Origin of the sequence: Priestia sp. YIM B13552 (genome assembly GCF_042787775.1) — a bacterium.
Classification (GTDB): Bacteria; Bacillota; Bacilli; order Bacillales; family Bacillaceae_H; genus Priestia; species Priestia megaterium_E.
Genome location: NZ_JBHZOU010000005.1, coordinates 118,512 through 144,838, shown reverse-complemented (window position 1 = coordinate 144,838; position 26,327 = coordinate 118,512). Strand labels below are relative to the sequence as shown.

General features: G+C 39.5%; 30 protein-coding genes. 23 read left to right on the top strand and 7 right to left on the bottom strand.

What is annotated here, in order from left to right:
* Positions 1-85 precede the first annotated feature (85 nt).
* The 3 genes from ACFX40_RS19900 to ACFX40_RS19890 all read left to right on the top strand — a co-directional run bounded on the left by ACFX40_RS19900 (position 86) and on the right by ACFX40_RS19890 (position 2,531).
* Complete coding sequence (locus ACFX40_RS19900; RefSeq protein WP_028409320.1) at positions 86-394, top strand: hypothetical protein; 309 nt, start codon at positions 86-88, stop codon at positions 392-394.
* A gap of 347 nt (positions 395-741) precedes the next feature.
* Positions 742-1,314 (top strand): GNAT family N-acetyltransferase, encoded by a 573-nt coding sequence (locus tag ACFX40_RS19895; RefSeq protein WP_098332097.1) that lies wholly within the window; start codon positions 742-744, stop codon positions 1,312-1,314.
* 80 nt (positions 1,315-1,394) lie between these two features.
* Positions 1,395-2,531: a GAF domain-containing sensor histidine kinase gene (locus ACFX40_RS19890; RefSeq protein ID WP_028409318.1), complete on the top strand. Its 1,137-nt coding sequence runs from the start codon at positions 1,395-1,397 to the stop codon at positions 2,529-2,531.
* 57 nt (positions 2,532-2,588) lie between these two features.
* Here the strand turns inward: ACFX40_RS19890 and ACFX40_RS19885 are convergent, their stop codons facing one another.
* Positions 2,589-3,362 (bottom strand): DUF2628 domain-containing protein, encoded by a 774-nt coding sequence (locus ACFX40_RS19885; protein ID WP_377255970.1) that lies wholly within the window; start codon positions 3,360-3,362, stop codon positions 2,589-2,591.
* A 190-nt stretch (positions 3,363-3,552) separates the two neighbouring features.
* Here ACFX40_RS19885 and ACFX40_RS19880 point away from each other — a divergent pair, with 190 nt between their 5' ends.
* From ACFX40_RS19880 to ACFX40_RS19840, 9 genes are all read left to right on the top strand, one after another.
* A complete protein-coding gene (locus tag ACFX40_RS19880; protein ID WP_028409316.1) occupies positions 3,553-3,897 on the top strand; it encodes a YunG family protein in 345 nt (114 codons plus the stop codon).
* 14 nt (positions 3,898-3,911) lie between these two features.
* Complete coding sequence (locus ACFX40_RS19875) at positions 3,912-4,790, top strand: PhzF family phenazine biosynthesis protein (protein WP_028409315.1); 879 nt, start codon at positions 3,912-3,914, stop codon at positions 4,788-4,790.
* Between the two features lie 163 nt (positions 4,791-4,953).
* Positions 4,954-5,628, top strand: coding sequence for a response regulator transcription factor (locus tag ACFX40_RS19870; protein ID WP_028409314.1), 675 nt, complete (start codon positions 4,954-4,956; stop codon positions 5,626-5,628).
* Positions 5,625-7,007, top strand: coding sequence for a sensor histidine kinase (locus tag ACFX40_RS19865; protein WP_377255967.1), 1,383 nt, complete (start codon positions 5,625-5,627; stop codon positions 7,005-7,007). Before ACFX40_RS19870 ends, ACFX40_RS19865 begins: the two co-directional genes overlap by 4 nt.
* A gap of 72 nt (positions 7,008-7,079) precedes the next feature.
* The gene (locus ACFX40_RS19860) at positions 7,080-8,165 is read left to right on the top strand and encodes an ABC transporter permease (RefSeq protein ID WP_377255964.1); all 1,086 of its coding nucleotides are present in this window, start codon (positions 7,080-7,082) and stop codon (positions 8,163-8,165) included.
* A complete protein-coding gene (locus tag ACFX40_RS19855; RefSeq protein WP_377255961.1) occupies positions 8,165-8,860 on the top strand; it encodes an ABC transporter ATP-binding protein in 696 nt (231 codons plus the stop codon). The genes ACFX40_RS19860 and ACFX40_RS19855 overlap by 1 nt, the downstream gene beginning before the upstream one ends.
* 239 nt (positions 8,861-9,099) lie before the next feature.
* A complete protein-coding gene (locus ACFX40_RS19850) occupies positions 9,100-9,552 on the top strand; it encodes a hypothetical protein (RefSeq protein ID WP_377255958.1) in 453 nt (150 codons plus the stop codon).
* A gap of 11 nt (positions 9,553-9,563) precedes the next feature.
* Positions 9,564-10,133, top strand: a complete 570-nt coding sequence (locus tag ACFX40_RS19845) for a shikimate kinase (RefSeq protein WP_028409309.1) — start codon at positions 9,564-9,566, stop codon at positions 10,131-10,133.
* Positions 10,130-10,519, top strand: coding sequence for a VOC family protein (locus ACFX40_RS19840; protein ID WP_377255955.1), 390 nt, complete (start codon positions 10,130-10,132; stop codon positions 10,517-10,519). The genes ACFX40_RS19845 and ACFX40_RS19840 overlap by 4 nt, the downstream gene beginning before the upstream one ends.
* Positions 10,520-10,587: 68 nt before the next feature.
* On the opposite strand, the gene ACFX40_RS19835 is transcribed toward ACFX40_RS19840, so the two are convergent.
* Positions 10,588-10,893: a hypothetical protein gene (locus ACFX40_RS19835; RefSeq protein WP_377238387.1), complete on the bottom strand. Its 306-nt coding sequence runs from the start codon at positions 10,891-10,893 to the stop codon at positions 10,588-10,590.
* A gap of 128 nt (positions 10,894-11,021) precedes the next feature.
* Between ACFX40_RS19835 and ACFX40_RS19830 the strand changes: the two genes are divergently transcribed.
* The 8 genes from ACFX40_RS19830 (at position 11,022) to ACFX40_RS19795 (ending at position 19,575) form a co-directional block, all read left to right on the top strand.
* Positions 11,022-11,588 carry a GNAT family N-acetyltransferase gene (locus ACFX40_RS19830; protein ID WP_377255952.1) on the top strand — a complete coding sequence of 189 codons (567 nt, stop codon included), beginning with the start codon at positions 11,022-11,024 and terminating at the stop codon, positions 11,586-11,588.
* 330 nt (positions 11,589-11,918) lie between these two features.
* Complete coding sequence (locus ACFX40_RS19825; RefSeq protein WP_028409306.1) at positions 11,919-12,773, top strand: GAF domain-containing protein; 855 nt, start codon at positions 11,919-11,921, stop codon at positions 12,771-12,773.
* A gap of 85 nt (positions 12,774-12,858) precedes the next feature.
* Positions 12,859-13,392 (top strand): hypothetical protein, encoded by a 534-nt coding sequence (locus tag ACFX40_RS19820; RefSeq protein ID WP_330534026.1) that lies wholly within the window; start codon positions 12,859-12,861, stop codon positions 13,390-13,392.
* A 443-nt stretch (positions 13,393-13,835) separates the two neighbouring features.
* Positions 13,836-15,338: a glucose-6-phosphate dehydrogenase gene (gene zwf, locus ACFX40_RS19815; RefSeq protein ID WP_028409304.1), complete on the top strand. Its 1,503-nt coding sequence runs from the start codon at positions 13,836-13,838 to the stop codon at positions 15,336-15,338.
* 28 nt (positions 15,339-15,366) lie between these two features.
* Positions 15,367-17,361, top strand: a complete 1,995-nt coding sequence (gene tkt, locus ACFX40_RS19810) for a transketolase (protein WP_377255948.1) — start codon at positions 15,367-15,369, stop codon at positions 17,359-17,361.
* Between the two features lie 38 nt (positions 17,362-17,399).
* Positions 17,400-18,293, top strand: coding sequence for a phosphogluconate dehydrogenase (NAD(+)-dependent, decarboxylating) (gene gnd / locus ACFX40_RS19805; protein WP_028409302.1), 894 nt, complete (start codon positions 17,400-17,402; stop codon positions 18,291-18,293).
* A 49-nt stretch (positions 18,294-18,342) separates the two neighbouring features.
* Positions 18,343-19,011 (top strand): fructose-6-phosphate aldolase, encoded by a 669-nt coding sequence (gene fsa, locus ACFX40_RS19800; protein ID WP_098332086.1) that lies wholly within the window; start codon positions 18,343-18,345, stop codon positions 19,009-19,011.
* Positions 19,012-19,089: 78 nt separating this feature from the next.
* Positions 19,090-19,575: a hypothetical protein gene (locus ACFX40_RS19795; RefSeq protein WP_028409300.1), complete on the top strand. Its 486-nt coding sequence runs from the start codon at positions 19,090-19,092 to the stop codon at positions 19,573-19,575.
* A 148-nt stretch (positions 19,576-19,723) separates the two neighbouring features.
* Here ACFX40_RS19795 and ACFX40_RS19790 read toward each other — a convergent pair whose 3' ends face one another.
* Complete coding sequence (locus ACFX40_RS19790; RefSeq protein WP_098332085.1) at positions 19,724-20,269, bottom strand: GNAT family N-acetyltransferase; 546 nt, start codon at positions 20,267-20,269, stop codon at positions 19,724-19,726.
* A gap of 296 nt (positions 20,270-20,565) precedes the next feature.
* Here ACFX40_RS19790 and ACFX40_RS19785 point away from each other — a divergent pair, with 296 nt between their 5' ends.
* The 3 genes from ACFX40_RS19785 (at position 20,566) to ACFX40_RS19775 (ending at position 23,273) form a co-directional block, all read left to right on the top strand.
* Positions 20,566-21,846 carry a glycosyltransferase gene (locus ACFX40_RS19785; protein ID WP_231504527.1) on the top strand — a complete coding sequence of 427 codons (1,281 nt, stop codon included), beginning with the start codon at positions 20,566-20,568 and terminating at the stop codon, positions 21,844-21,846.
* Positions 21,847-21,868: 22 nt separating this feature from the next.
* Entirely contained in the window at positions 21,869-22,525 is a 657-nt protein-coding gene (locus tag ACFX40_RS19780) for a TetR/AcrR family transcriptional regulator (RefSeq protein ID WP_028409297.1), read from the top strand.
* A 154-nt stretch (positions 22,526-22,679) separates the two neighbouring features.
* On the top strand, positions 22,680-23,273 hold the full coding sequence (locus ACFX40_RS19775; protein ID WP_028409296.1) for a hypothetical protein: 594 nt from the start codon (positions 22,680-22,682) through the stop codon (positions 23,271-23,273).
* A gap of 40 nt (positions 23,274-23,313) precedes the next feature.
* On the opposite strand, the gene ACFX40_RS19770 is transcribed toward ACFX40_RS19775, so the two are convergent.
* The 4 genes from ACFX40_RS19770 to ACFX40_RS19755 form a co-directional block, all read right to left on the bottom strand.
* Positions 23,314-23,667 carry a DUF1516 family protein gene (locus tag ACFX40_RS19770; RefSeq protein WP_225049451.1) on the bottom strand — a complete coding sequence of 118 codons (354 nt, stop codon included), beginning with the start codon at positions 23,665-23,667 and terminating at the stop codon, positions 23,314-23,316.
* A 140-nt stretch (positions 23,668-23,807) separates the two neighbouring features.
* On the bottom strand, positions 23,808-24,230 hold the full coding sequence (locus ACFX40_RS19765; RefSeq protein WP_013057949.1) for a NucA/NucB deoxyribonuclease domain-containing protein: 423 nt from the start codon (positions 24,228-24,230) through the stop codon (positions 23,808-23,810).
* A gap of 140 nt (positions 24,231-24,370) precedes the next feature.
* Positions 24,371-24,835, bottom strand: a complete 465-nt coding sequence (locus tag ACFX40_RS19760; RefSeq protein ID WP_098432233.1) for a FixH family protein — start codon at positions 24,833-24,835, stop codon at positions 24,371-24,373.
* Between the two features lie 29 nt (positions 24,836-24,864).
* The gene (locus tag ACFX40_RS19755) at positions 24,865-26,247 is read right to left on the bottom strand and encodes a PepSY-associated TM helix domain-containing protein (RefSeq protein ID WP_098965218.1); all 1,383 of its coding nucleotides are present in this window, start codon (positions 26,245-26,247) and stop codon (positions 24,865-24,867) included.
* Positions 26,248-26,327: the final 80 nt, after the last annotated feature.

The window sequence follows — 26,327 nt, the reverse complement described above, 5'->3', positions numbered from 1 at the left end:
TAACCAAGATATTTGCCCAAGACAGCGACTAGGTAAATGCATATTCATGGGTGAAAGCAAAAACAAAAAAACGGAGGTTTCTCTTATGAATTCAGAAATGCATTTTTTACCTACTATGTATTCTCAAGATCATCATCAACTTCAACACGCAGATGAAAGGTTTATTGGCAGACCGTTTGGCTTTGGCAGACCGTTTGGTTTCGGACGCCCGTTTGGCTATGGCTTTGGCAGACCATTCGGCTATGGCTTTGGAGGTCCATTTTTAGGAGGATTAGCAGGAGGGCTAGTAGCAGGTTCACTGTTATCACCATATGGCTTTGGCGGCTACGGTTACGGTGGTTATCCTTATGGTGGCTTTGGCGGTTACGGCTATGGCTTCGGCGGCTGCTGTTAAACGTAAATAAAAGAAAAATCTCAGAAAAAGTATTTTTTATCCCATTCTTTTCTATAAAGAAGTCTGTTTTGGAACGTAAGGCTTTATATCCATCCACAGTTAATCAGAGCGTGCACCCCGCTTAATATAAAAAACCACTTGGTGATTTCCCAGGTGGTTTTTTATTTTTACATAGGGAAGAAATTAAAAATAGCGGCAGAAAGGGATAAAGAAAAGATGTTAGAATCGTGCTTTTGGTTCTTTACATTACAGTAAGAAACGCTTACTATGTGAGAAAATGGAAAATGTTAATGAAGCATTCTTTTTACATAACTTTCTGTGAGAAGTAAAAAAGGGAGAGAAATACCATGATCGAAAGTCATACTATTTATTTACGCCCCTTAACTGTCAGCGATGCGCACGACAGCCTTCGGTTGCAAAAGGACAATCGCGGTTTTTTTGAACGGTTTTCTATGATTCGAGAGCATTCTTTTTATACGTTGGAAAGCCAAGTAGAAAAAATTCAGCGTCATGAAGAGAACAGGAAAAACGATGAAGAATACTATTTTGGTCTTTTTCAAAAAGAGAATAATAAGCTGATTGGCACCATTAGTCTTTTTCAAGTGCTGCGCGGATCTTTACAAAGCGCGTTTATCGGCTATTTTCTAGATCAGCATTATAATGGAAAAGGGTACGCAACAGAAGCCGTAAAAGCACTTGTTGGCTATGCGTTTGAAGAGCTGCATCTTCACCGCATTGAAGCCGGCGTTATGCCACGTAATTTGCCTTCTCAGCGCGTACTTGAAAAAGCAGGGTTTCATAGGGAAGGAATTGCTAGAAAAAATGTAAATATTAATGGTATATGGGAAGACCATCAAGTCTTAGCTATCCTTAACCCTAATGATGACATAGAAGAAATAAACGAGTTCTTAAAATTTTGATATACGTTTTTACATTTAAATTTTATAATGAGAATAAGAGAATAGAACAGTCTATATTTAAATAGTAGGTGACTAAGGTAATGGAAGAGAGGAACATCAATGAAAAAGCCGTTTGGGATGTATTGCAGATGGCTAGCGAAGTAGTCGGAAGCAGGACGCTGTTTGTAGGGATTTTCGACGAACAATTTTCAGTTATGAAAGCCTTTAATAAAGAAGGGGGAAGCCTTGTAGAGGATGGACTGACGCTGCCGTTAGAGCTTGCGGTATGCAACTTAGTCACGTGTGATGAGCCCCTTGTTATTCCCAATACAAAACGCGATGTTAGAACGTCTAATTTAGCCATCATTGATGGTGCCCGGGTAGGTTCTTATTTAGGAACACCGATTGTGCTAGAAGACGGGAGAATGTTTGGTACTTTATGCGCGGTCGATCCGGATCCTTATCAGTTTAGCGAAAGTGAAATTCAAGGGTTAAACCGGCTGGCTGGTATTTTGTCTCATATTATTTATAAAAATCAAGCGGCTGTTTTGCCGAAAATTGAAGAGAAAATTCTGCAGCTTGATAAACTGGCGCTCGTAGGGCAGCTGGCAGCAGGGTTAGCGCATGAGATTCGAAACCCGATGCAGTCGGTGCGCGGTTTTATTCAATTTTTATTTAATGAAAATGAACAGGCAGAGCCTTTTCAAAAAATTGTTCTTGATGAACTGGACCGTATGAATGAACTTATTAACAACTTCTTGCTTGTCACGCAGCCAACAGCGCCTAAAAAAGAAATCGTATCGATTGTAGAAGTTATTCATGATACCGTTGCTTTCTTGAAAAGTGAAGCTGCGCTGTATAATGTCGAAATGAACGTAAGAATAGAAGGAGCCATTCCGCTTGTATCAATCGATCCTGCTCAAATGAGACAAGTGTTTATGAATCTTTTGAAAAACGCCATTGAAGCAATGGAGAAAAAGAAACGCGGGGAAGTAAATCTTATTATCAAAAAATGGGAAGATTGTGCTCTTATTGATATTCAAGATACCGGTTCTGGGATTCCGCTATCCATTATTAATAAAGTAGGAAATCCATTTTTCTCAACAAAAGATGGAACAGGCATGGGGTTAGGGCTTTCTATTTGTAAAACAATCATCAACGAGCATAACGGTAAGCTTTCGATTGAAAGTGATGAGAACGGGACAGTAGTGACGGTTAAGCTGCCTTTGACGCTTTAAGATAAAACAAAAAAGAAAGGAGAGCAAGCCTCATCCTTTCTTTTTTTGCTGACCTTTTTAATATGCTGAACTGTCTTCAATCCAGTATTCATAGTCTTCCGCATCTTTTTTATTTAACTTTTTGCCGTTGATGTAAATTTTGTCCCATTCGTAAATTTGTTTATCCAAATAAACATTAAATACAATGCGTACATGCTCTTTTTCTGTATAATCGTAGCCGGTAAATTGTACAACGTGATGACGGCCTTCTTTTTTAATATAGGTCCATTTTGGATGATCGTTGTACATTTCAAGCGTAATTGCTTCGTCGCCGTAGCGAACTACATCTTTAATATTCGTTTTTGTTGGTAAAAATGATAATCCCGCTCCGACTCCAAAAGTAATCACAAGCGCTAAGATGCTTAAACCAATAGCAATTCCGATGTGAGTGCCGCCTTTTATTTGCAGATAAGCTTCTTTCCGCTGCTCCGGCTGAGCTTCGGCTCGAACTAACACGTTTTTAACTTGGTTATAATACCAGCGGTTGGCACATAGCCCTGTAATAAGTGAAGCACCGCCGAACACAATTGCATCCGACCACTCTGGTATGTCTACAAAGCACAAAAGGGAAAACCAAATTACCTCAATAAGCGTTAAAATAAAAAAGTACTTATACATTTTTCGGTATGCAAACCACGCGCTTGTCAGAAAAAAGGCTGCCCAGTTCCACGTGTTGTTTTTAGCTGGATTAGCTGTTTTTCCCCACTTCAAATCATAATAGGACGTATTTGTTCGAACTACTTTATGCTCTTCTTCAAAAGACAGGAGTTCATTTACTGCTTGTTCTTCCATTTAAAACACCTTTCATTGGTTATAATCTATCATCTAAAATGACTCTATTATTATACATTATTTCTATTATTTTTCTATTCTCCCTTAAATTATTTTTAAAGTAAGAATATTTGTGCTATGGGTTTTTTAACGGGAACTTTCATAAAAAAGAAGAATATGGTAGATTTGAAGAAAAAGGAGGTGCTTAAACGTGAATCGTTTAAAGAAAGCCCTGCACCAATCGTGGTCAATTCATTCAAGCACGAAGTGGACGGCTGACAATCCTTCCAAAGGACAGTGCGGCGTGACAGCTCTTGTCGTTCAAGATATCAAAGGAGGAGGTATTTTAAAAACTCCGTGTAAAGAAGGCTGGCATTTCTATAATCAGCTCAACGGACAGCGCTGTGATTTTACACAAGAACAATTTCGCGAGCCTCTCCATTATGCAGACATTTTGTCCAGTCGGAAAGAAGCGTTTATGGATACGAATAAAGAGCAATATGAGGCTTTAAAGAAAAACGTAATGGCCTGTTTCATACATAAAAATTCCCTTTAGAAAGGAACACATAAATGAAAAGTATTCAGTATTCCATTGTTGATGTATTTGCACAGAGAAAATATACGGGAAATCAGCTCGCAGTTTTTAAAGACGCAGGAAGCCTTTCAGACAAAGAGATGCAGCAAATGGCTAAAGAAATTAATTTCTCTGAAACGACGTTTATTACGTCTTCTTCTGCAAAAGGGGAATATAACGTGCGGATTTTTACGCCTAATGAAGAAGTGCCATTTGCAGGCCATCCGACGCTCGGTACCGCTTATGTTATCCGAGAAGAACTAGAAGAAAAAGATACAGAGGAGCTTATTCTTCATTATAAAGCAGGTCCTACGCCCGTTACATATGATGAACAAAAAGATGTACTATGGATGACACAAAGTCAGCCGACGTTTGGGAAAGTGCTTGATAAAAAGCAAGTGGCGGATGTGTTAAACCTTGATGAAGCTTATATCGACACGCGTTTTCCCGTTCAAGAAGTATCCACCGGTCTGCCTGTCATCCTTGCCCCGTTAACATCATTAGAAGCAGCTAAAGAAATAAATGTAGACAAAGAAAAATATTTCAAACTGATAGAAAATACAGAAGCAAAAGCAATTATGGTCTTTTCGCGGGAAACCTATCACCAAGATCATCAGCTAAACGTACGGGACTTTGCCGACTACTACGGCGTTCCAGAAGATGCAGCAACCGGCAGCGCCAACGGCTGTTTGGCAGCATATTTAGTTAAATACGGCTATTTTAATCAGACCGTGATTGACATACGTGTAGAACAAGGATACGAGATAGAAAGACCTTCACTGCTGTATGTAAAAGCTAGTTATGATGGAGAAGCTTTTCACATTAAAGTAGGCGGAAAAGTAGAGATGATTGCGCGCGGTGAATGGATTTTGTAACAAGCCGTTCATCTGCTGTTCACAATAAGTTCTTATCCTAATAAAAACGCAATAGGACCACGGCGTTTGGTTACACTAGTAAACAGATAGATACTGAAAGAATAAATGATGGCGGCCAAAAGGCCGCCATTTTAAATGGTTGATAAAAGGAGTGGCAGAAGAAATGATTCACATTTTACTGGCGGATGACGATGAGCATATGCGGCAATTAGTTCGTCACTATTTGCAGCTTGAAGGCTATGTGGTGCATGAAGCAAAAGACGGTGAGGAAGCTTCGGGTCTGCTTGCTAAGCAGCACATTCATTTAGCGGTTGTCGATATTATGATGCCTCATAAAGACGGATATGAAGTTTGCGAAGAAATACGCAGCTATTATGATTTTCCCATTATTTTATTAACAGCAAAAGATCAGCTGGAAGACAAAGAAAAAGGCTTTTTAGCAGGAACGGATGACTATGTTACAAAGCCGTTTGAACCAAAAGAATTGATTTTCCGAATCAAAGCCCTGCTTCGCCGATACGAAGTGGTAAATGAAAAAATGATCGTGCTGAACAACACCTCTATCGACCGAAAAAGCTATGAAGTGCACTGCAGCGGACGACTGTTAATTCTTCCAATGAAAGAATTTGAATTATTAGCTCAGCTTGCGAGCTATCCAGGAAGAATTTTCACAAGAGAAGAATTAATTCATCTGATATGGGGAGCGGATTTTAACGGAGATAACCGCACAATCGATGTACACGTAAAAAGGCTGCGCGAAAGGTTTGGACATACCGATGATTTTGTCATTACGACGGTTCGAGGCGTCGGCTATAAGCTTGAGGTGACGGCAAAATGAAGACGCTCTATTTGCGGATTGTCCTGACAACCATTGCTGTAATGGTATTTAGCAGTCTCCTAGCGTTTATTTTAGCAAACGTTTATTATCAGTACAGCTTAAAGCCTTATAACGATCAAAAGCTTACGCGTATGGCAAAAGACATTGCGAGCTTTTACGAAAGCAATAGGGGCGTGGATCAACAAGCTTATTTACAGCATATCAGTAAATTAGGTTATCAAATATATGTGGTGGACAGGAGCGGACATGAGACGTTTTACGGACGGGAATTTAGAAATCAGCGCTTAGAAAAGAGTGCTGTCAAACAAGTACTGGACGGAAAAATGTATCACGGAATTGCAAACTTTCCTTCACAGGTGTTTGTGACGGGATTTTTTGATAATGTGTTAGCCAATACCATCGGCGTGCCGTTAAAAGGAGAAACTAATAAGCAGCAAGCGCTGTTTATCCGCCCTGATATTCAGCTGCAGTTCGGGGAAATGCGCATTTTTTTCTCGGTTATTTTACTGCTGATGATTGTATTAAGTATTTTATTTGTACTTATTAGTACGCGTTATTTAGTAAAACCAATTGTCAAGCTAACGGAAGCGACAAAACAAGTGGCAAAAGGAAAATACAACGTCGATCTGTACGTGAAGCGCCGAGACGAAATCGGGGCGCTTGCTTCACATTTTTCCGAGATGGCTAAAAGTTTAGAGCAGCTTGAAGAGATGCGCCAAGAATTTGTATCCAACGTGTCGCATGAAATTCAGTCTCCGCTGGCGTCCATTCAAGGGTTTTCGAAAACGCTCCGTTCTGCTCATCTTTCAGATGAACAGAGAAATGAGTATCTGTCTATTATTGAAGAAGAAAGCCGGCGCATGTCGTCACTCAGCAAACAGCTGCTTACGCTTGCTTCACTTGATAAAGAAAGTGAGCATATCGAAAAAAGTACGTTTGATGTTGCAGCTCAAATCAAGCAGGTGCTGTTTATGACGGAGTGGAGCTGGCGTGAAAAAGAGCTGGCTATTGAAATGGATCTTCCTTCAACGATGATTTCAGGCGATCAAAAACTGCTTCATCAAGTGTGGACAAATTTGATTACAAACAGCGTAAAGTTTACGGAAGAAGGAGGCACGCTGTCTCTTCGCGTTGGTATGGAAGACACGCATTGCCACGTGGAATTTCAAGATACGGGAATCGGCATGTCAAAAGAAAGCCTCCCGCATATTTTTAATCGTTTTTATAAAGAAGATAAAGCAAGAAGCCGGACCGAAGGAAGCAGCGGGCTTGGCTTAGCGATTGTGAAGCAAATTGTCGAAATGCATGGAGGTTCCATTCACGTTGAAAGCGAAAAAGGAAAAGGCAGCACCTTTCACATTTATCTTCCGAAAATGTAATGAGCCGTTCATCTTCCATTCATTTTCTATTTTTATACTTTAAATAGAATGAAAAAAGGAGATGAAAGAAACATGTTTTTGGCTTTACGTGAATTGAAACATGCGAAGCTGCGCTACTTACTCATTGGCGTGATTATGGTGTTAATTGTATGGCTTGTGCTTTTTGTATCAGGCTTAGCAAAGGGGCTTTCCTCTGACAATGCTTCAGCTGTTCAAGAAATGAAAGGAAATTACGTTGTGCTTCAAAAAGAAGCGGATCAGCGCCTGACGCGCTCTGTTTTATCCATAAACAAAACAGAAGATATTCAACAGCTAAGCGGCAAGAAAAATGCTGAGCCGCTTGGTGTGATGATGACAGCAATTATAAATGAAGGAAAAGCGAAAAAAATAGACGCCTCGTTTTTTGCCATAAGCACAAGCGGCTTTTTAGCTCCGAACGTAACAGAAGGGAAGATGATTACGGACGATGCGAAACATGAAGCCGTGGCGGACTCTTCGCTAAAAGAAGAAGGAGTAAAGCTAGGTGATATGATAAAAGATACGGCTTCAGGAAAAAGCTTTAGGATTGTTGGTTTTACAAAAAATCAGTCGTTTAGTCACGCTCCTGTTATTCATATTAATCTTACAGAGTGGAAGACAATTGAAAGCACAGGTGCTTTTAATGCAGTGGTGTTAAACATGAACGATAAAAAAGCACATGCTCTTCAAAAAAAGGAGTCTAACATTGACGTGATTAGTAAAGATGAAGCGTTAAAAGGAATTCCTGGCTATCAAGAAGAACAAGGCTCGCTTTTAATGATGGTCGCGTTTCTGTTTATCATTGGCGCTTTTGTCTTAGCCGTTTTTTTCTACGTGATGACGCTTCAAAAAATGAATCAGTTTGGCGTGTTAAAAGCGATAGGAGCAAAAACAAGTTATTTAGCGCGAACGATTTTATCTCAAGTGGTTGTGTTAACTTTATGCAGTCTCGCTATTAGTATTGGACTGACGTACGGAGTAGCTGCCATTTTGCCTGTTTCGATGCCATTTCACTTGGATTTATCGCTAATCGCCGGCTGTTCGGCGCTGTTTGTAGCTGTTTCTGTACTGAGTTCATTATTGTCGCTGTATCGCGTAGCAAAAGTAGATGCAGTTGAAGCGATTGGGAGGGCTGTTTAATGAGTGAAGAAAAATTAGTTTTAGAGAGTGTTAGCAAGTCATTTGGAGACGGAGAAAACGCTGTAGTCGTGTTAAATGACCTATCGCTGCGTGTAAAAGCAGGAGAGCTTGTGGCGATTGTCGGTCCTTCTGGTTCCGGGAAAAGTACCTTTTTATCCATTGCAGGCGCGCTGCTGTCGCCGTCTAGCGGACGCGTGATTATTGACGGAGACGAGATTAATAAAATGTCTCCATCACAAATGAACAACATCCGTTTGAAGAAAATCGGCTTTATCTTTCAAGCAGCTAATTTAATTCCGTATTTAACGGTTCGCGATCAGCTTCTTCTTGTCACGGAACTAGAAGGAAGTCGAAATAAAGAAGCGAAAAAAAGAGCGGATGATTTGCTTGAAAAACTAGGGCTTGCTCATCGAAAGCATCACTATCCTGAAAGTCTATCGGGCGGAGAACGCCAGCGGGCAGCGATTGCAAGAGCGTGGATGAATAACCCTGAAATTATCTTTGCAGATGAACCGACGGCCAGCTTGGATTCAGAGCGAGGAAGAGCAGTCGTGCAAATGCTCGCAGATGAAGTAAAGCTAAGGGGCAAATCAGCTGTAATGGTTACGCATGACCAAAGAATGCTGGATTTATGTGACCGTGTTGTGTGGATGGAAGATGGAAAATTAGTAGAATCAAACAGCGTGCAAGTTTAAAAAAGTGCTGCTCTTGACAAGAGCAGCGCTTTTTTTGCGTTCTTCATTGTGCATATATTTGTCGTCTCGATTTGGAGCTTCCATACGTTTGCTTCTTTATTAGTAGATGGGTTAGTTATTCATATTCCACTTCTTTAAAAAGCGTATAGCCAAAATAAAACAACGCTATTTAGGAAGGAAGAAAATAAGAAACAGGAAATGAAAAGGCAATGAAGAAATAGTAAAAAGGTGATGAAACGATGAGAAAATGGAATACAGCCGCGTTTGGACTTATCGTAGCAAGCTTTACGGGATGTTCAAGCAGTGGAGTTCTTGAAGAATCCCCGCCAAAAGCGTATCTCGAAGCAAACAACCACCTTTATGAAACAAAAGTTGGCACATACTGCTGGAAAGAGACGTGTGTGGATAAAGCAGGCCCTTTAGAATTGTTAAAAACCGAAAAGCCTATTGAAGTTAAAGCAAATGAATCGCTAGCGCTTACTATCAAACATAAGCGGCAGCCTAACGAGAGGCATATGGTACAAATACAAAACAAAAATGAAGTGGACGTACCACTGAAGAAAAATAAGCTGAAAGCACCTTCTGAAGCAGGCACTTACTACTACTCATATTCAGTATGGTGGATGGATAAAAATCAAAAAAATGTATCCAATGGAGATGCGTTGTACGCGTTTGTGCTGGAAGTGAAATAAGGAGGTAGCATATGCAAACCCCTATTATTCTCATTGGACCTATGTGCGCTGGAAAAACGACGGTCGGTGAAAAAGTGGCAAAAAAACTAAATGTTCCTCAGTGCTCAATGGATGAAGTGCGATTTTCCTACTACCGGGAAATAGGATTCAGCAAAGAAACACAGCAAAACGTTCGAGAAAAACAAGGATTTCAAGGCATGTACGCCTATTGGAAACCGTTTGAAGCCTATGCTGTTAAAAGAATACTAGAAGAGTACAAACATGCGGTCATTGATTTTGGCGCGGGTCACTCAGTGTATGAAGACATGGGGTTGTTTCAGCAAGTAGAAAAGACGTTAAAACCTTACCAGTCTCTATTTTTATTGCTTCCTAGTGCTGATAAAGAAGAGTCTATACAACTATTACATCAAAGATTGCAGAAAATAACGGATGATAAAGATGTTTTTGAACTTAACAAACATTTTGTAACGCATCCATCAAATGAGATGCTGGCAAAGCAAACGATCTACACAAAAGAAAAATCGGCAGATACAGTAGCCGAAGAAATTATTTTATCTATATCAAAGGAGTGGAAGAAATGATTAAAAAAGTTGGTCAAATTATGGTGTATGTAAACGATCAAGATCAAGCGGTAAAGTTTTGGACAGAAAAAATGGGATTTCAAGTTATGTCTGAACAAAATAATGAACAAGGCATGAAGTGGATTGAGCTAGCACCGGTAGCGGGTGCCGAAACAACCATTATCCTTCATAACAAACAGCTAATAGCAAAAATGCAGCCAGAATTAAACGTCGGAACTCCTTCGCTGCTGTTTTTTACAGAGAATGTGGATGAACTATACAGAGATTTAACAGCTAAAGGCGTAACGGTAGGAGAAATTGTATCCATGCCTTCAGGAAAAGTCTTTAACTTTTCAGACAGTGAAGATAACTATTTTGCAGTTATGGAAACCGTAAGTAATAAATAGAAGAAAAACAAAAAAACACCGGGAGTATATACATTCTTCTCGGTGTTTTACAGGCAAAACAGGGGGAATTACTCTTCATTACCATTAGTGAAATTAAATTCAGTTAGCTTATTTCGCCCGTACTTTCCTGCGATTTGTCCTTCTTGATTAGCATTTTGCCCGCCGTTTTTGGCAATTTGTCCACCTTGAGATGCGTTTTGTCCACCGTTTATAGCAATTTGTCCGCCTTCATATGCAATATTTGTATAATAATTAATGGTTACACAGCATGGTTTTTTCTTGCGAGAACGCTTTTTAGAAGAATAATCGCTTTCTACATAATATTTTCCATCTGCTGAATTGTAGTAGCAATAATATTTTTTTATAAGATTCACTCCTTTCATCATAACTACTATATTTTATTCGTTATGCAAAGGTGTGCTTGTACACACGTGTATTAATATTCGTTTTATTTCTACAGAACGTAATAAGCTATTTTATAAGTCAAGGAGTGATGCTTCTCATGATAAAACTAATAGGAGAAAAAGTGTCGTTAAGAGAAGCGACACAGGAAGACGTTAATGAACTTTATTACTGGAAGTACGAAGAAAAAAACCAAGAAGCAAAAAAGTGGAATGCTCCGTACATACCAGAACGAAGACTCACGAAAGAAAAGTATATAAACTCATGGAAAAAAGAATATGAGCTTTTTCCGTCAGTTCCTCGAATACTTGCGATTATTATTAATGAAAAAACGGTGGGGACCGTGAGCTGCTATTGGGTGGACAAGCATACAAACTGGCTGGAAACCGGAATTGTCATTTACGACCCAGACTATTGGAGCGGAGGATACGGAACGGAAGCTTACCGCATGTGGATTGATTTTTTATTTGAATCTACACATTTACATAGACTCGGTATGTCCACATGGTCAGGCAATATCAGAATGATCAAAACAGCGGCAAAAATAGGGATGAAAGAAGAAGCGAGAATCCGAGAAGCACGTATCGTAAACGGTAACTATGTTGACAGCATTAAAATGGGCATTCTGCGAAGGGAATGGAACAAAAAGATGCAGCAGGAGCTTTAATACCCTGTGTGCTATGTTTTCCTGTAAACGTTTGTTTTTTATCCATAAGAATTAAGCAGTTTAGTTTGATATATCCTAATACGGGGAATAGAGGGGAGATGGGGACGTGTAAGATTTTTATATAATTTAAAACTTCTTCTTTCATGAACGGAAGAAGTTTTTCTTATGTGAAATCATGTCATATGTCAAATCTAGCATGTATAAGATAGAAAAGAGGCAATATAGCCGTACTCTCTCATACTACAAAAAAGTTAGAAACAAACTGTGTGTATCTTTATGAAAGAATGCACTTATGGCAGAGAGAATGATGGTTGCGATGGAGGTAACTAGATGAACGTTGATGGAGAAAATAAAGTTCCTCATTTTTATTCACTGCGGTCTGTTTCGCAAAAATTATTTGAGGTTATTACCAACCAGCTGAATGTCCGCACAACGTACGTAACTAGAAAAGGAGAAACAGCGATGACGGTCCTCAGCTCATATAACGAGAAGGAAGAAATTATTCCTGAAGGATACAGCGTTGAATACGGAGGTACATACTGCCGCTTAATCATTATGAATGACGGAGACGTTATGCATACGGCAAATCTGATGAAGGATGCCGTTACCAGACAGCTAGAAGTAACGGATCAATTGCAGGTAAAAGGTTTTTTAGGTGTTACATTAAAAGATTTAAAAGGAAATGTATTTGGAACACTCTGTGTAATGGACAAGGAAGAAAAAGAATTTTCAGGAGAAGATATTGCTTTTTTACAATCAATGGCAGGTATCTTATCTCATATGATCGATCTGGATGAAACACGATATCAGATGGGGTTTTTAAGTGTCCCAATCATTCCAATTACAGAAGGTGTTTCGATTCTTTCTCTTCAAGGTATTATTGATAAAGAGCGTGCGGATCAGATTATGACAGATGTGCTTCACGATGCAGCTCATAATGAAATAGATTACTTTATCATTGATTTATCGAAGCTGCTTCTGAGAGAAAAAGAGTTTCCGAATTTCTTCTTAAAAATGATTACAGCACTTCAGCTCATGGGTGCTCAAGCAGTTATAACAGGTGTAACGCCCACATTTGCGAAAGAGCAAATTAAAAATCATGATTTGAAAAACTTACAGTTAAAAGTCGTGAAAAATATTCAACAAGCTCTTCAATGTGTGGGGTATAACTTAATCAAAACATGAAGCAAGCCTTAGCTCTATGAGCCAAGGCTTATTTTTGTGTATGTATATAACAAGCTGGTATGATCAGAAGCTGTGAAAGCATCAAATGCAGCATAAAGTGAATATAGATAAAGAATATAACTTTATTGAAGCCTTGCGCGATGATTATTACGCATCTTTTGACGGTGTAAGAAATAGCCGCGGGAGAGGCCTGCGTATGGCTGATGATCTTTTTTGTGGTATGCAAAAACATCATGGGGGGAAATACATGCGAGTAAACTTCAAAAGGTCCGCACAAACGGATGTGAATATGAAAAAGAAACAGCCGAGAACACTTCAGTCCACGTTAAACACAATAGGGATACTTATGTTTATTGGAATTTTGATTAGGTGGTGGACCGTGCCGTTTGCCGTTAGTAAGGATCTCCGAATTTACTATAATCAAGATTTTCAAATGAAGCCCAGTGAGTGCAAGGAATTTCTTGCGTTCGTTTTATGCGCAGCAAGCGTGTATTTTAGTTTAGTAAATGTCTACTTTTTAGGAAAAACAGGTAAAACACTAGTCTATACCGTTCTTGTTTTACTGGCTGTCTTTAACCTCTATATGATGCTTGCACTTCTTGCTGTAGCCACGCATTAAAGGCGTGCGTGCAGCTTAAAAGAAAGAGGACAAACTCTCCTTTCTCCTTTAGAGTGTTTTACGATTTTTCTATGTGAAAAAACTGATAGGTCTTCAACTATCTTCATTAGTTGAGTTTTCATAGCACTTCCACCTTTTGATATTTTTTACCTGGCACATATGTAAATAGTATGTATGTTTTTACTTTCATACAATTCTATCAAGTCCATTAAAACAGTTTTATTTTCTAAATTCAACTGAAAAGTATTTTCATTATTTTTCCATAAACTAACCGAGATAAGCTGCTATAAGGTTTAAAGAAAAAAAGAAAATTGAAATGATTTTTTACGAGTTTAATATCTTGACGAAAAAATATTTCAGGAATAAGATATGTTACATAAAGTAACGAGTGAAAGAAAAGTTACTTTTAAAAGATTATATTTTTCCTAACAGGAGGAAGAGATATGGAAGCGATGACTTTTGTTTTATTCGGTTCAACAGGTGATTTAGCGAAACGCAAAATTTATCCTGCACTCTATAATTTATTTGTAGATGGGAAAATCCCTAAATCAATTTCTGTTGTAGGACTAGGCAGAAGGAAGATGTCCGATGCAGATTTTCAGAAAAAAGTAGAAGAATCTATTCATACTTTTTCACGTCGCGTCGAAAAAGATTCATCTCTTATGCAGCATTTTCTTTCAGCTTTTCGCTACAGTCAATTGGATGCAACGAATGCTGAAGACTATAAAAGTCTGTTAAATCTAGTAGAAGCACGAGAAGCAGAACTAAACATTCCAAGCAACCGAATGTTTTATCTCTCCGTTGCCCCAGAATTTTTCGGTACGATCGCCGAGCATATTAAAGATAGTGGCTTAGGTGCTACAAAAGGTTGGAAACGGTTAATTATTGAAAAACCGTTTGGCCATGACCTACAGTCAGCTCGACAATTAAACGAAAACTTGAGCAAAGCGTTTAAAGAAAAAGAGATTTACCGCATTGACCACTATCTTGGCAAGTCGATGGTGCAAAATTTAGAAGCGCTGGAATTCGCTAATCCTATTCTTCAATCATTATGGAATAACGAACATATTGCGAATATACAAATTACAGCAAGTGAAACGGTCGGGGTAGAGGAAAGAGCAAGCTATTATGACCATTCGGGAGCCATTCGAGATATGGTTCAAAATCATATGCTGCAAATGCTGATGATGACGGCTATGCACTTACCGGCCCGCATTAGCGCTGATGATATTCGAAACGAAAAAATAAATGTGTTAAAAGCACTTCGTCCGCTTGTAAAAGAAGATATGGATCTAGACGTTATTCGCGGTCAATATGAGGCCGGAAAAATAAACGGCTCTTCAGTGGAGAGCTACGTAAATGAGCCCGGCGTATCACCATCTTCGCAGACGGACACGTTTTTAGCAGCCAGACTATATATCGATAATTCGCTTTGGAAAGGCGTTCCTTTCTACATTCGTACAGGGAAAAGAATGGCTGAAAAAGCGACGCGAATTGTTATTGAATTCAAAGACTCGTTAAAAGAGTTGTACTTAGACAAAGGAGAAACAACATCTCCAAATCTGTTGATCATTGAAATTAACCCGCATGAAAATATTACGCTGCAGTTGAACAGCAAAAATCCATTTAATCATGGTCATATTGAGCCTGTACAAATTAATTTTTCAGGTCAGCAAGAAGGAGCACCGGAAGCATATGAGCGTCTTATTGCAGATGCATGCGCCGGAGATTCTACATTTTTTGCTCATTGGAAAGAAGTAGAGCTAGCTTGGGAATGGGTTCAGCCGCTTCTTGAAGCATTTGAGGAAAATACAGTGCCGCTTTATAAATATGCTGCTGGTTCACACGGCCCTGATGCATCACATGCACTTTTAGAAAAAGACGGTTTTAAATGGTGGCTGGATGAAGAAACAGCAAGTCAATCACGCGAAGTGCAGCCAGTTTAATACAAACAAAGCGAAAGAAGGATGACACATGAGTACCAACATAGACACACTTGCAGTTAATACGATTCGCACCCTGTCAATTGATGCGGTGAACGCAGCCAATTCAGGCCACCCCGGGCTTCCGATGGGAGCGGCTCCGATGACCTATGCGCTATGGGCGAATCACTTACAGCACAACCCGGCAAATTCAAGCTGGTTTAACCGAGATCGTTTTATCTTATCAGCCGGTCATGGCTCAAGCTTGCTGTATAGCATGCTTCATTTAAGCGGATACAATGTATCAGTAGAAGATTTAAAGAGCTTTCGCAAGCTAAACAGTAAAACACCGGGACATCCTGAATTTGGCCATACGGACGGCGTGGAAGCCACAACAGGTCCTTTAGGTCAAGGGATTGCAAATGCAGTCGGAATAGCAATGGCAGAAGCTCATTTAGCGGCAAAATTTAACCAGTCAAAATTCCCAGTCATTGATCACTATACGTATACGTTAGTAGGCGATGGTGACTTGATGGAAGGCATTTCTTATGAAGCAATGTCCATGGCTGGCCATATGAAGCTTGGTAAACTTATCGCTTTATATGACTCCAACGATATTTCGTTAGACGGGGAATTAAATCTTTCGTTTAGTGAAAATATCCAAAAAAGAGCGGAATCTGCAACCTGGCAGTATTTGCGTGTAGAAGATGGAAATAACGTAGATGAAGTCACAAAAGCCATCGAAAAAGCGAAGCAGAACACCGAGCAGCCAACGCTTATTGAAGTGAGAACAATTATTGGCTACGGAAGTCCAAAAGTAGCGGGAACAAATAAAGCACACGGTAATCCGCTTGGAGAAGAAGAAGCAAAAGCAACAAAGCAAGCCTACGGCTGGAAAGCTGAAGAAAACTTCTATGTTCCAGAAGAAGTAAAAGCCCATTTTGAAAAGCTAGAAGAAAAAGGAATGAAAGCAGAAGCAGAGTGGAACGAGCTGTTTGCTTCTTACCAAAAAGAATACCCTATGCTCGCTGATGAATTAGAGCGTGCTATCACAGGCGAAGCGTTAATTGAAGTGAATGATATTTTAACATTCTCATCAGAAAAAGCGATTTCGACTCGTGTTGCAAGCGGAGAAGCTATTAATTATTTCACTAAATCTGTGCCATCTATTTTTGGAGGCAACGCTGATTTATCGCATTCCACGATGACGGACATTAAAGAAGAAGGCCCTTACGCACCAGGATATTTCGGAAATCGAAATATTTATTTCGGCGTACGTGAACATGCAATGGGAGCGGCCGGAAATGGAATGGCCCTTCACGGCGGTGTGAAGCCGTTTGTCAGCACATTCTTTGTTTTTAATGATTACTTGCGTCCAGCGATTCGTTTGGCTGCACTGCAAAAGCTGCCGGTCACGTATGTGTTTACTCATGATTCCATAGCAGTAGGAGAAGATGGACCGACTCATGAGCCCGTTGAACATTTAGCTTCTCTTCGTGCAATTCCAGGGCTTACCGTAATCCGTCCGTCTGATGCAAACGAAACAGCTAGCGCTTGGGCTTATGCGCTTCAGCAAGCGGAAGGTCCTGTAGCCTTAGTGCTTAGCCGTCAAAACTTGCCTGTGTTTGAAGAAACAAAACAAAATATCAACGACCTAGCTAAAGGAGCTTACGTATTAACCGAAACAAACGATAAGCCGGAGCTGATTTTTATCGCTACAGGTTCTGAAGTAGCACTAGCGGTCAGTGCTAAAACTCAGCTAGAGCGTGAAGGTATATCTGTACGTGTTGTAGCAATGCCTAGCTGGGAGCTGTTTAACAAGCAGTCAAAAGAGTATCAAGAGCGCATCTTGCCTGAATCTGTTTCAAAACGAATCTCTCTAGAAATGGGAATTTCACTTGGTTGGGAACGCTTTGTAGGACCAAAAGGAAAAGTGTTAGCTATTGACACATTCGGTGCTTCAGGAACGGGAGCTGATGTGATGAAGCTGTTTGGGTTTACAGAAGAAAACGTAGTGGCACAAGCAAAAGAATTGCTAAAGGCTTAAATAAGAAGATGAAAAGATAAATAGAAGGAGCTGTTCACATGAAAGTAGGATTAGTTGGTTTAGGGAAAATGGGGATTAACTTAGGACAAAACTTATTGGATCACCGTCATGACGTTGTAGCATTTGACGTAAATTCAAACGCAGTGGAACAAATGAAAGAGTATGGTGCTTCAGGAGTATCAAGCTTGCAGGAGCTTGTGCAGTCACTAGAAACACCAAGAGTTGTATGGCTGATGGTTCCTCATACGGTTGTTGATTCTGTTATTAGTGAAGTGAAGCCTCTTTTAGCTGAAGGAGATATCGTAATTGAAGCTGGAAACTCTCATTACAAAGAGTCTATTCGACGCTATAACGAGTTAAAAGAAAACAAAATCCGCTTTATGGACGTTGGAACATCTGGCGGAATGGAAGGCGCTCGTAACGGAGCTTGTTATATGATTGGCGGAGATCGTGAAGCGTGGGAAATTGTTGAACCTATCTTCCGCGATACAGCAGTAGAAAACGGATATCTATACGCTGGTGAAGCAGGCAGCGGCCACTTTTTAAAAATGGTTCATAACGGCATTGAATACGGCATGATGGCTGCAATCGGAGAAGGATTTGAAGTTCTTGAAAAAAGCCAATTTAACTATGATTACGAAAAAGTAGCGAGAGTATGGAACAATGGATCTGTTATTCGTTCATGGCTAATGGAATTAACAGAAAATGCATTCTCTAAAGATGCTAAGCTAGATGACATCAAAGGAGTTATGAACTCTTCTGGTGAAGGGAAATGGACGGTAGAAACCGCTCTAGACCTTCAAACAGCTACGCCGGTTATTGCAATGTCTTTACTGATGCGCTATCGCTCGCTTGAAGATGATACCTTTACAGGAAAGGTAGTTTCCGCACTTCGAAATGAGTTTGGCGGTCATGCTGTGGAAAAGAAATAACAAGTGAAATAGTGGGTATAGTAAAAAAAACTAATGGAGGAATGAAAAAATGAAATTTTTTATTGATACTGCAAACCTTGACGATATTAAAAAAGCATACAAAGTGGGCGTTTTATCTGGCGTCACAACAAACCCTTCTCTTGTTGCAAAAGAAGGCGTAAAGTTTGAAGATCGTATTGAAGAAATTTTAAAAACTGTTCCAGAAGTAGAATCCGTTTCAGCAGAAGTGACGCCGGATGCCCAAACAGCAGAAGACATGATTGCGCAAGCAGAAGAACTAATTAAAATTAATGGCGGGGATCAAAATATTACGATTAAGCTTCCAATGACAATCGCTGGATTAGAAGCGACTCGCTACCTTGCTAAAAAAGGTGTAAAAACAAACGTAACGCTTATTTTCACTGTGAACCAAGCGCTTTTAGCAGCTCGTGCAGGTGCAACATATGTATCTCCATTCCTTGGTCGCCTTGATGATATTTCAGAAGACGGCGTACAGCTTGTGGCTAAAATTGCCGAGTTGTTCCGCATTCAAAATATTGACTCTCAAATCATTGCGGCTTCTGTAAGACATCCGGATCACGTGACACGCGTAGCCCTTGCCGGAGCTCATATTGCAACGATTCCATATTCAGTAATCGAGCAGCTTGTTAAACATCCTTTAACCGAACAAGGAATCGAAAAATTTGCGGCTGATTGGAAAAATGCTGTTCAAAATTAAGTAAAAGATAAAGAACGTGCGCATTCTAGAAAAAGAATGCACCCGTTCTCTCATAATATCCTTAAAGAGGTAAACACCATGAATACAGTAGATGCTAAGATGATTAAAACCCAATACGGTTCAGAGGTTTATGTAGATGATGTAGAACATATTAACTTTAAAAGCCTTCATGCGCCGAAAGTTAACCAGCCGCTCTATCGCATTGAATTTGAAATTGGCTACTTTTTATTAAAAGAACACAGATATTACGAGTACGAAAAAAACTATTTTTGGCTTGCAGTAAGCGAAGATTTTAGTAAGCTAATTATTCAAGAACCTGATATGGAAAGCTTATTTGGAGCTAAAAGCGAAGAAGAAAGAAAGGCGACAAAAGAGCTTTTAAGTCAGTGGCTCATTCATACAGAGGCTTATAAAAAACAATTAAATCAGCATATTAATGAATGCAAGAAAAGTAATAAGACAAATGAGGGCATAACGGCTGTTTTAGAAAAGCTGCTGAATATTTCAGCAGCAGACATTGAACAAGCCCCGATTGAGAAATTAGCTGCCTCACGATCAGTTTAACTTAAAAAAGTAGGTAGGCATTCATAGCTGCACTTGAAAAAGATGCTTCGTTTAAAACGCGAAGCATCTTTTTTTCAGTTTCAACTATTTAACTCTTTAAAATTCCTATGTTAAAACGACTCTATTACTTATTTCGCTAAAGTCCCCGTTACTTGAATAACTTATACCAGTATAAAGTGGTTCCAATAGTAGGATTATATGACTGCTTTAGTGTGTCAACTCCACCTAGTATGAATCCTTGTTTTACATAAAATCTGCATGCACCAAGATTATCATCTTGTGCTTCCAAGGACATTCCTATAAGTTTTCTTTGTTTTGCCCACTCTTCTGCTTTATTTAAGAGAAACTTTCCAACTCCGCTGCCTCTATAGTCTTTTTTAGTAGCAATGTTTTCAATATAACAGAAGCGATTCCAATCCTTAATGATTCTAATCTGTCCTATGCAAGTATTATTCATATAAGCTAAAAACAAAGCTTTATCCTCTCGGTTTATATATTGGCTCCAATCAAGTTTGTCATCTGGAAAACGTGTTTCTCTAGCTTCATCAAAAAGAACTTCTTTATAAGACCACCTTCCTGATTGTAAACTGGGGACAACTCTGCCATATAGCTTAAAATAATCATTTGTCCTATTGATATCCTCTATTAAGTCATTATTTAATGGAGAAATAATGAGTTTACTTTCACTGCCCAATAGTACACACTTCCTTTTATGATGTTTTGAAAATATTTTATTTAAGGATAAATAAACCCTATCTTATTCAATATGACTGCCCGTTAGCTGAATAAGCCTTTCTTTATACAATACTATAAAAAGGAAATTTTCCCTTGCTATAATTAAAAGCAGCAATCCTTACAAAAAGCACCTTAGGAAAATAAAGGATAGTAATAAAAACGACATAATTGTCGTTTTTACATTGACGAATCAATTCCAGGAGGTTACATTATATTAAAACGACAACATTGTCGTTTTAATATAAGGAGGCTGAAATGATGCTTATTACGATGTTAACAACAGGAACGCGGGGAGACACCCAGCCTTTTATGGCTTTAGGATTAGAGCTAAAAAAGAAAGGATACCGTGTACGAATTGCGGCTTCAGAAGCTTATCAAAACTTCATAAAATCGTATGGATTCGAATATGCCATGCTTCGAGGAGATGTTTCTAAAATTATAGAGAGCGGAGCAGCAGACGACGCGATTAATGCAGACAATCCTCTCAAATTTTTTTCGAGCTTAAAAAATGAAAAGATGATGGGTATGATGATGAATATACAAGAAGATTTGCACAAAGCATGCAAAGGAGCCGATGCAATTGTATATCATCCAGGTGCGGCAATTGGTTACTTTGCTGCTAAAGAGATGAATATACCAAGCATTCTAGCCAGCCCTTTTCCAATGACACCAACAAAAGACTATCCAGCTTTAATTTTTTATGATCGACCACGATTTGGAAAAATATATAATAAGCTGACGCATCGTATTTTTGAATGGGGATTTTGGAAAGTAGTAAATGGTCCTTTAAAAAAATATTGGGTTCAGCAGCATGGAACAGGACCTAACGATTTTTCATGTCCATATCCAAAGCAGCGTACAGCAGCTAACCCAACCATTATTTCGTCAAGTCCCACTGTATTTTCCGTATCTAAAGATTGGCCTGAACACGTTCATTCCTACGGAAATTGGTTTATGGACAGTGACCATAGCTATCAGCCGGAAGAGAAGCTGGAAAGGTTTTTAAAGGCTGGAGAACCGCCAGTTTATATTGGATTTGGAAGTGTTGGTGATAAAAAAAACGCAGGCGAAACGACTGCTTTAGTGATTAAAGCCTTAAAACTTGCCGGGAAACGAGGTATCATCAATACAGGAGGAAGAGGAATGAATCACACGGAAGAGATAGCAGAAGACCTTTTATTTGTAAAAGATATTCCTCATGAGTGGCTGTTTCCTAAAATGTCTGCCGTTGTTCATCATGGAGGAGCAGGAACAACAGCCGAAGGCCTCCGAGCTGGTGTACCAAGTATTATTGTTCCTTATGGAAATGACCAATTTGCTTGGGGAAGAAAAATTCACGAGCTAGGAGCTGGAGCAAAAGCCATTCCGAGAAAAGAATTGACGGCTGAAAAATTATCCGCAGCCATTTCCTGTACGCAAGTTAATGAAATTCGATCCAAAGCACAAGAAATCGGAAAACAAATCCGAGCTGAAAAAGGAGCTGAAAAAGCAGCTCAGGTTATTATTGATGCACTCGAGACATTCGAAAATAAATAAAAAAGTAAGCGAGCGTGAAAAAATGCCAAAAGTAAGGGAAGGATACGCTGAAAAAAAGAAGCAAGAGATTTTAGAAGCAGCCAAAAGAGTATGCAGAAGCAAACCGGTGCATGATGTAGCCATGCGAGATATCGTTTTGGAAGCTGGAATGAGTCAGGGAGGCGTGTACAAATATTTTTCAAACCTTGATGAAGTATTTGTTGGACTTCTTAATCAAGAAAGCGTCAGCTATAAAGTAAAAGATAAAATTGAAGCCCTACTTCAGACAAAAAAAGATTCCTTTGAAATGTTGCATGATTTTATTATGTATATTGGAGAGCATATCCAAGAATCGATGACAGCAGGAGGAGAAATTTACTTTGAACTAGTAGCGTTGTATTCAAAAGACCCTCAGCGTTTTATGAAAATTGAAGATCAGCTAGTTGAAGTCTCTAACCTTAAATATATTCAAAAAAAGCTTCACGACTTTATTACGCAGCAAATAGAAGTAAAGAATTTCTCTCCGGCTGTACCAACAGATGATCTGCTGGCTTTTATGGCTACAGCGATCAACGGAATTACACAAAATCCAGCGCCGGTTTACAACGTCGATGAAAAGAAACAAGTTGCTGAGGCGGCAAACGTAGAACGGCATGTCAATACGCTTTCAATAGCCGTTCGAAAGCTATTAGGAGAATAAGTACAGCTGTAATATTAAAATGTATCTTATAATATTGTTAGCAGCGTTAAGTATATTTTTTAAAAAGGTTTTTTCACTTCTCCGTCTCCTTTGAATAGTTTTGCAAAAATTAAGCATAATACGACTGCAAACTATATTTAAGGAGATGGAAAAAATGAAAAAAGGGCTTATCATTGCTTCTTCAGTTCTTTTTCTTTCAGGCTTAGCTGCATGTGGAGGAAATAAAGACAATAACGCAATGGACAATACTCAAAATGACTTACGCAACACTTCTACAAACGACGGAGTTGATAACAATATCCCAATGGATAACACTGATCAACCGACCAAGTCAGTTGAAGCAGCACAAAATGTAGAAGATATGAAGGAAGTTGACGATGCATATGTGCTTCGCGATAATAATAACGCGTATGTAACGGTAGACCTAGCTGGAAATGACGCAGCGGACAACAATGATAACGGCAAGGTGAACACCGTAACGTATAACGGGGATACTTATCATGAAGTTTCAACTGATTTTGAGCAAAAAATTGCAGACCGCGTAAGAGAAGCAGATAGTAAAATCGACAAAGTATACGTGGCGTTTGTAAACACGGGCTTAGACAATATGAACAACAACAATAACGTACCTGGCGTAGATAAAAATGACAAGATGTATCGAGATGATGAAAAAGACAACAACCGTGATCCAGAAGATATTGTAGAAGATCCAAAAGATATGATGGACCGTAACAACAAAGATCAATAACATCAAAAAGGCCTCTGAATCACCAGAGGCCTTTGTTTCATTAACTAAGTTCAAGTAAAGAAATAAAAATCGGAAGAACACAGCAAGAAACGGCTGAAATAAAATCAAGCTCGTTCTGTTTTTTTGCAGAAAGCGTGAACTCCATCAAAATAATTGTCAGGATACTCATGAAAAGCGTTGCATAAAAAAGAAAATCGCGCTGACTTTCCACTAAAAACAACACCGCATTTAAAATCAAAATAACGGCATAAAGAAACTTAAGCAGCAAGTGAAGCTGCATGCTGAATTTATTCTCTTGTTTGTAGCGCAAGATATAAACAAAAAAGAAAATAAATAAAGTTAATTGCCATGAGGCAGGGAGTAGCTGCTGCCATAGATTGTCCAAGAAACTCATTCCTCCTATAAAACGATGATGCATATATGTAACACACACGTTTTTATTTTAAAAGTGAAGAGTATCTTTAGGCAAGAGCAATTTTTCATTTTTTATAGACTTTTAATATAAAAAAAGAAAGGTCATCACGACCATTCTTTTTACTTCACTTCAATTAAAACCTTCGTACCGTCAGGAAACTCGTCTACTTGATGGGAGATCCAAGACCCGGCGCCTCGGTTGTCTGAAGGCTTTACATATTCAATATCAGCACCGCTTCCGCCTTCTTCACAAAAGGCCATCGGAAACTCATCTCGGTCATAGCCGCTTTTAGTCGGAATGCCTTTTAAAGACTCACGGCGGTTTTCCTCAGCCCCGTCTCGGTCAATTGTACAAACAGCCGATTTTCCTTTATCGATTGCATGTTGAATGTGCGCTGCAGTTTCAGGGTAACGATCAGCAGGGAAGGTAATTACTTCATCGTAGGAGGTATTCGTTGAAGAGTTCTGCTCTAACGGATTTCCTTCAATCATAACAATAACGGCTAATACTAAAATTAAAATACCAGAAACAATTTTTTTCAATCTGTAAAACTCCTTTATAAAACGTTTATCACTTTTATTTTAAAGTAATAAGAAAAAAATGTAAAAACATATAATGGAACTAGTCAAAATTCATAAGAAAAATATAAGCTCACGTACAGTCGCTGAACGTGAGCTTATGTCTAATGATGAGAGTGATGATGATGCGTTTCGTTTTCAGCTGGCTGCAGTGAACGTAATTCTTCTTTCGATAATTCGCCTACTGCGACTTGCTGAGTAGGAAGGATGTGTTCACCGCGCGCGTCAATATCGGTTTTAATATAATAAATACCATCCTCTTTAAAGGTTGCTTTGGCTTTATACATACTGCCGTCATAATGCGCTTTTACTGTTTCAACTTTACCGCGAGCATCTTTTTTCCACACTTTAAACTGAACGCTTTTGGCATCATCCACCGTTTTATTTTCTTGCATTACGTGCACTTCTAGTACCTGTGTGCTCCGTGGTTTTATAGTTTCAGGAAGCATCACATGCGCAGACAGAGGATTTGGCTGCTTGTAGAGCTGATCTGCGTTACTGTTTACAGAGCACGCGGAAAGTAAAATCGTACTGAGTATGATCAATCCGGGTATTTTCCATTTGTTCATTGTTACTGCACCTCACATCGTTTCATGCATCATTCGTTTAAAAACCGCTTCAATGCTGGAATTCGTTTGATGACAAAGAAATCTAAAAGCCACACGATAACTAAGGACAGTCCGACTAAAGGAAAGACGAGACCAAACACCACGATTATACACGTCACAATGCGCATTGCATTTCCTTCAGGAACTTTAGGAGCGCCTATGTTTTTAGCTGGTTTTCGTTTCCACCACAGTAAGGCTCCGCTGATAGCAATACCAGCAATTCCGATACAAACAATGAGGCCCATAAGCTGATTTATAAACCCAAACTGTGTACCTTTATGAAGCGTAATACCAAGTGCAATCAATTTTCCCATAAATCCATAGTTGTCGTACCGATAATCGGCTAACACAGCGCCGGTGTATTGATCAAGGTGAATGGTTGCTTCATCCTGAGCTCTTGGTGAAAATACAGAGAGCGTATACACGCCTTGAGGTTCTTGCGGAATAGAAATGGTATAGCCGTCGTGCATATGCTGTTCTTTTGCAATATCTACAATGTCATCAAGCGATACTTTTGTATATTGCGAAGCTGTGGAGTTTGGAACTTCTAGCGTTTCAGCTCCCCAAGGCACGTCCGCTACATCTTTTGTTTGCACGGTTGAAGTAGGTGCACTGCCTACCCAAATAGACGGAGGGTACCCAACGCCTGCGTTTGTGGCGATTTGCTGAAACGCATTGCCCCACAGTCCTGACCACGGAAGGCCCGTTAGTACGAGAAAAAGCATACCAGCTGAAATCCAAAAGGCCGGTACCGCATGAAGGTCTCGTGCAAGCACGTTTTTACCTTTTGAAAAACGAGGAATCAGCACGCCTTTTATTTTGTCTTTTTTGCGCGGCCACCATAAAAAAGCACCGGTTACAATTAAGACAATCGCCCAGCAGGCCGCAAGTTCTACGATACGATCACCCGCTGTTCCTGCCATTAGCTCTCCGTGAAATTCTTCAATTTGATTCATGAAGCGACTCGAATCATCCAGTTTTCCTACAATGTGACCATTGTGAGGATTAACAAAAATCGTATATGTATGGTCTTTTAATGAGATTCCTACTTCTGAAGAACGAGTGGAGCGCTCACTGGGCTTATACGTCAACATGTCAGCGCCTGGATACTTTTCCTTTACAGCCTGCACTTGTGCTGAAGGGGATGTAGACTGTGATTGAGCTTGAACATGATACAAGTCGTGGTACAGTCTTTCTTCAATTTGAGGCTTGAACAAATACACGCCTCCAGTAACAGCTAATATAAGAAGAAACGGAGTAAACACTAAGCCCGCATAAAAGTGCCAGCGCCATATGGCTTTGTATAGGCCTTGAGAACGCGCCGTGCTTTTTTTAATTGTACTTGCTGTTTCTTCGCGCTTTTCCTGCATCATTTTTTCCTCCTCTTTACTAACTAGCGTGCTTTTATTATAGAAGGAAAGGGAGAATTAGCCATCACTCCTGAGAGTGATTG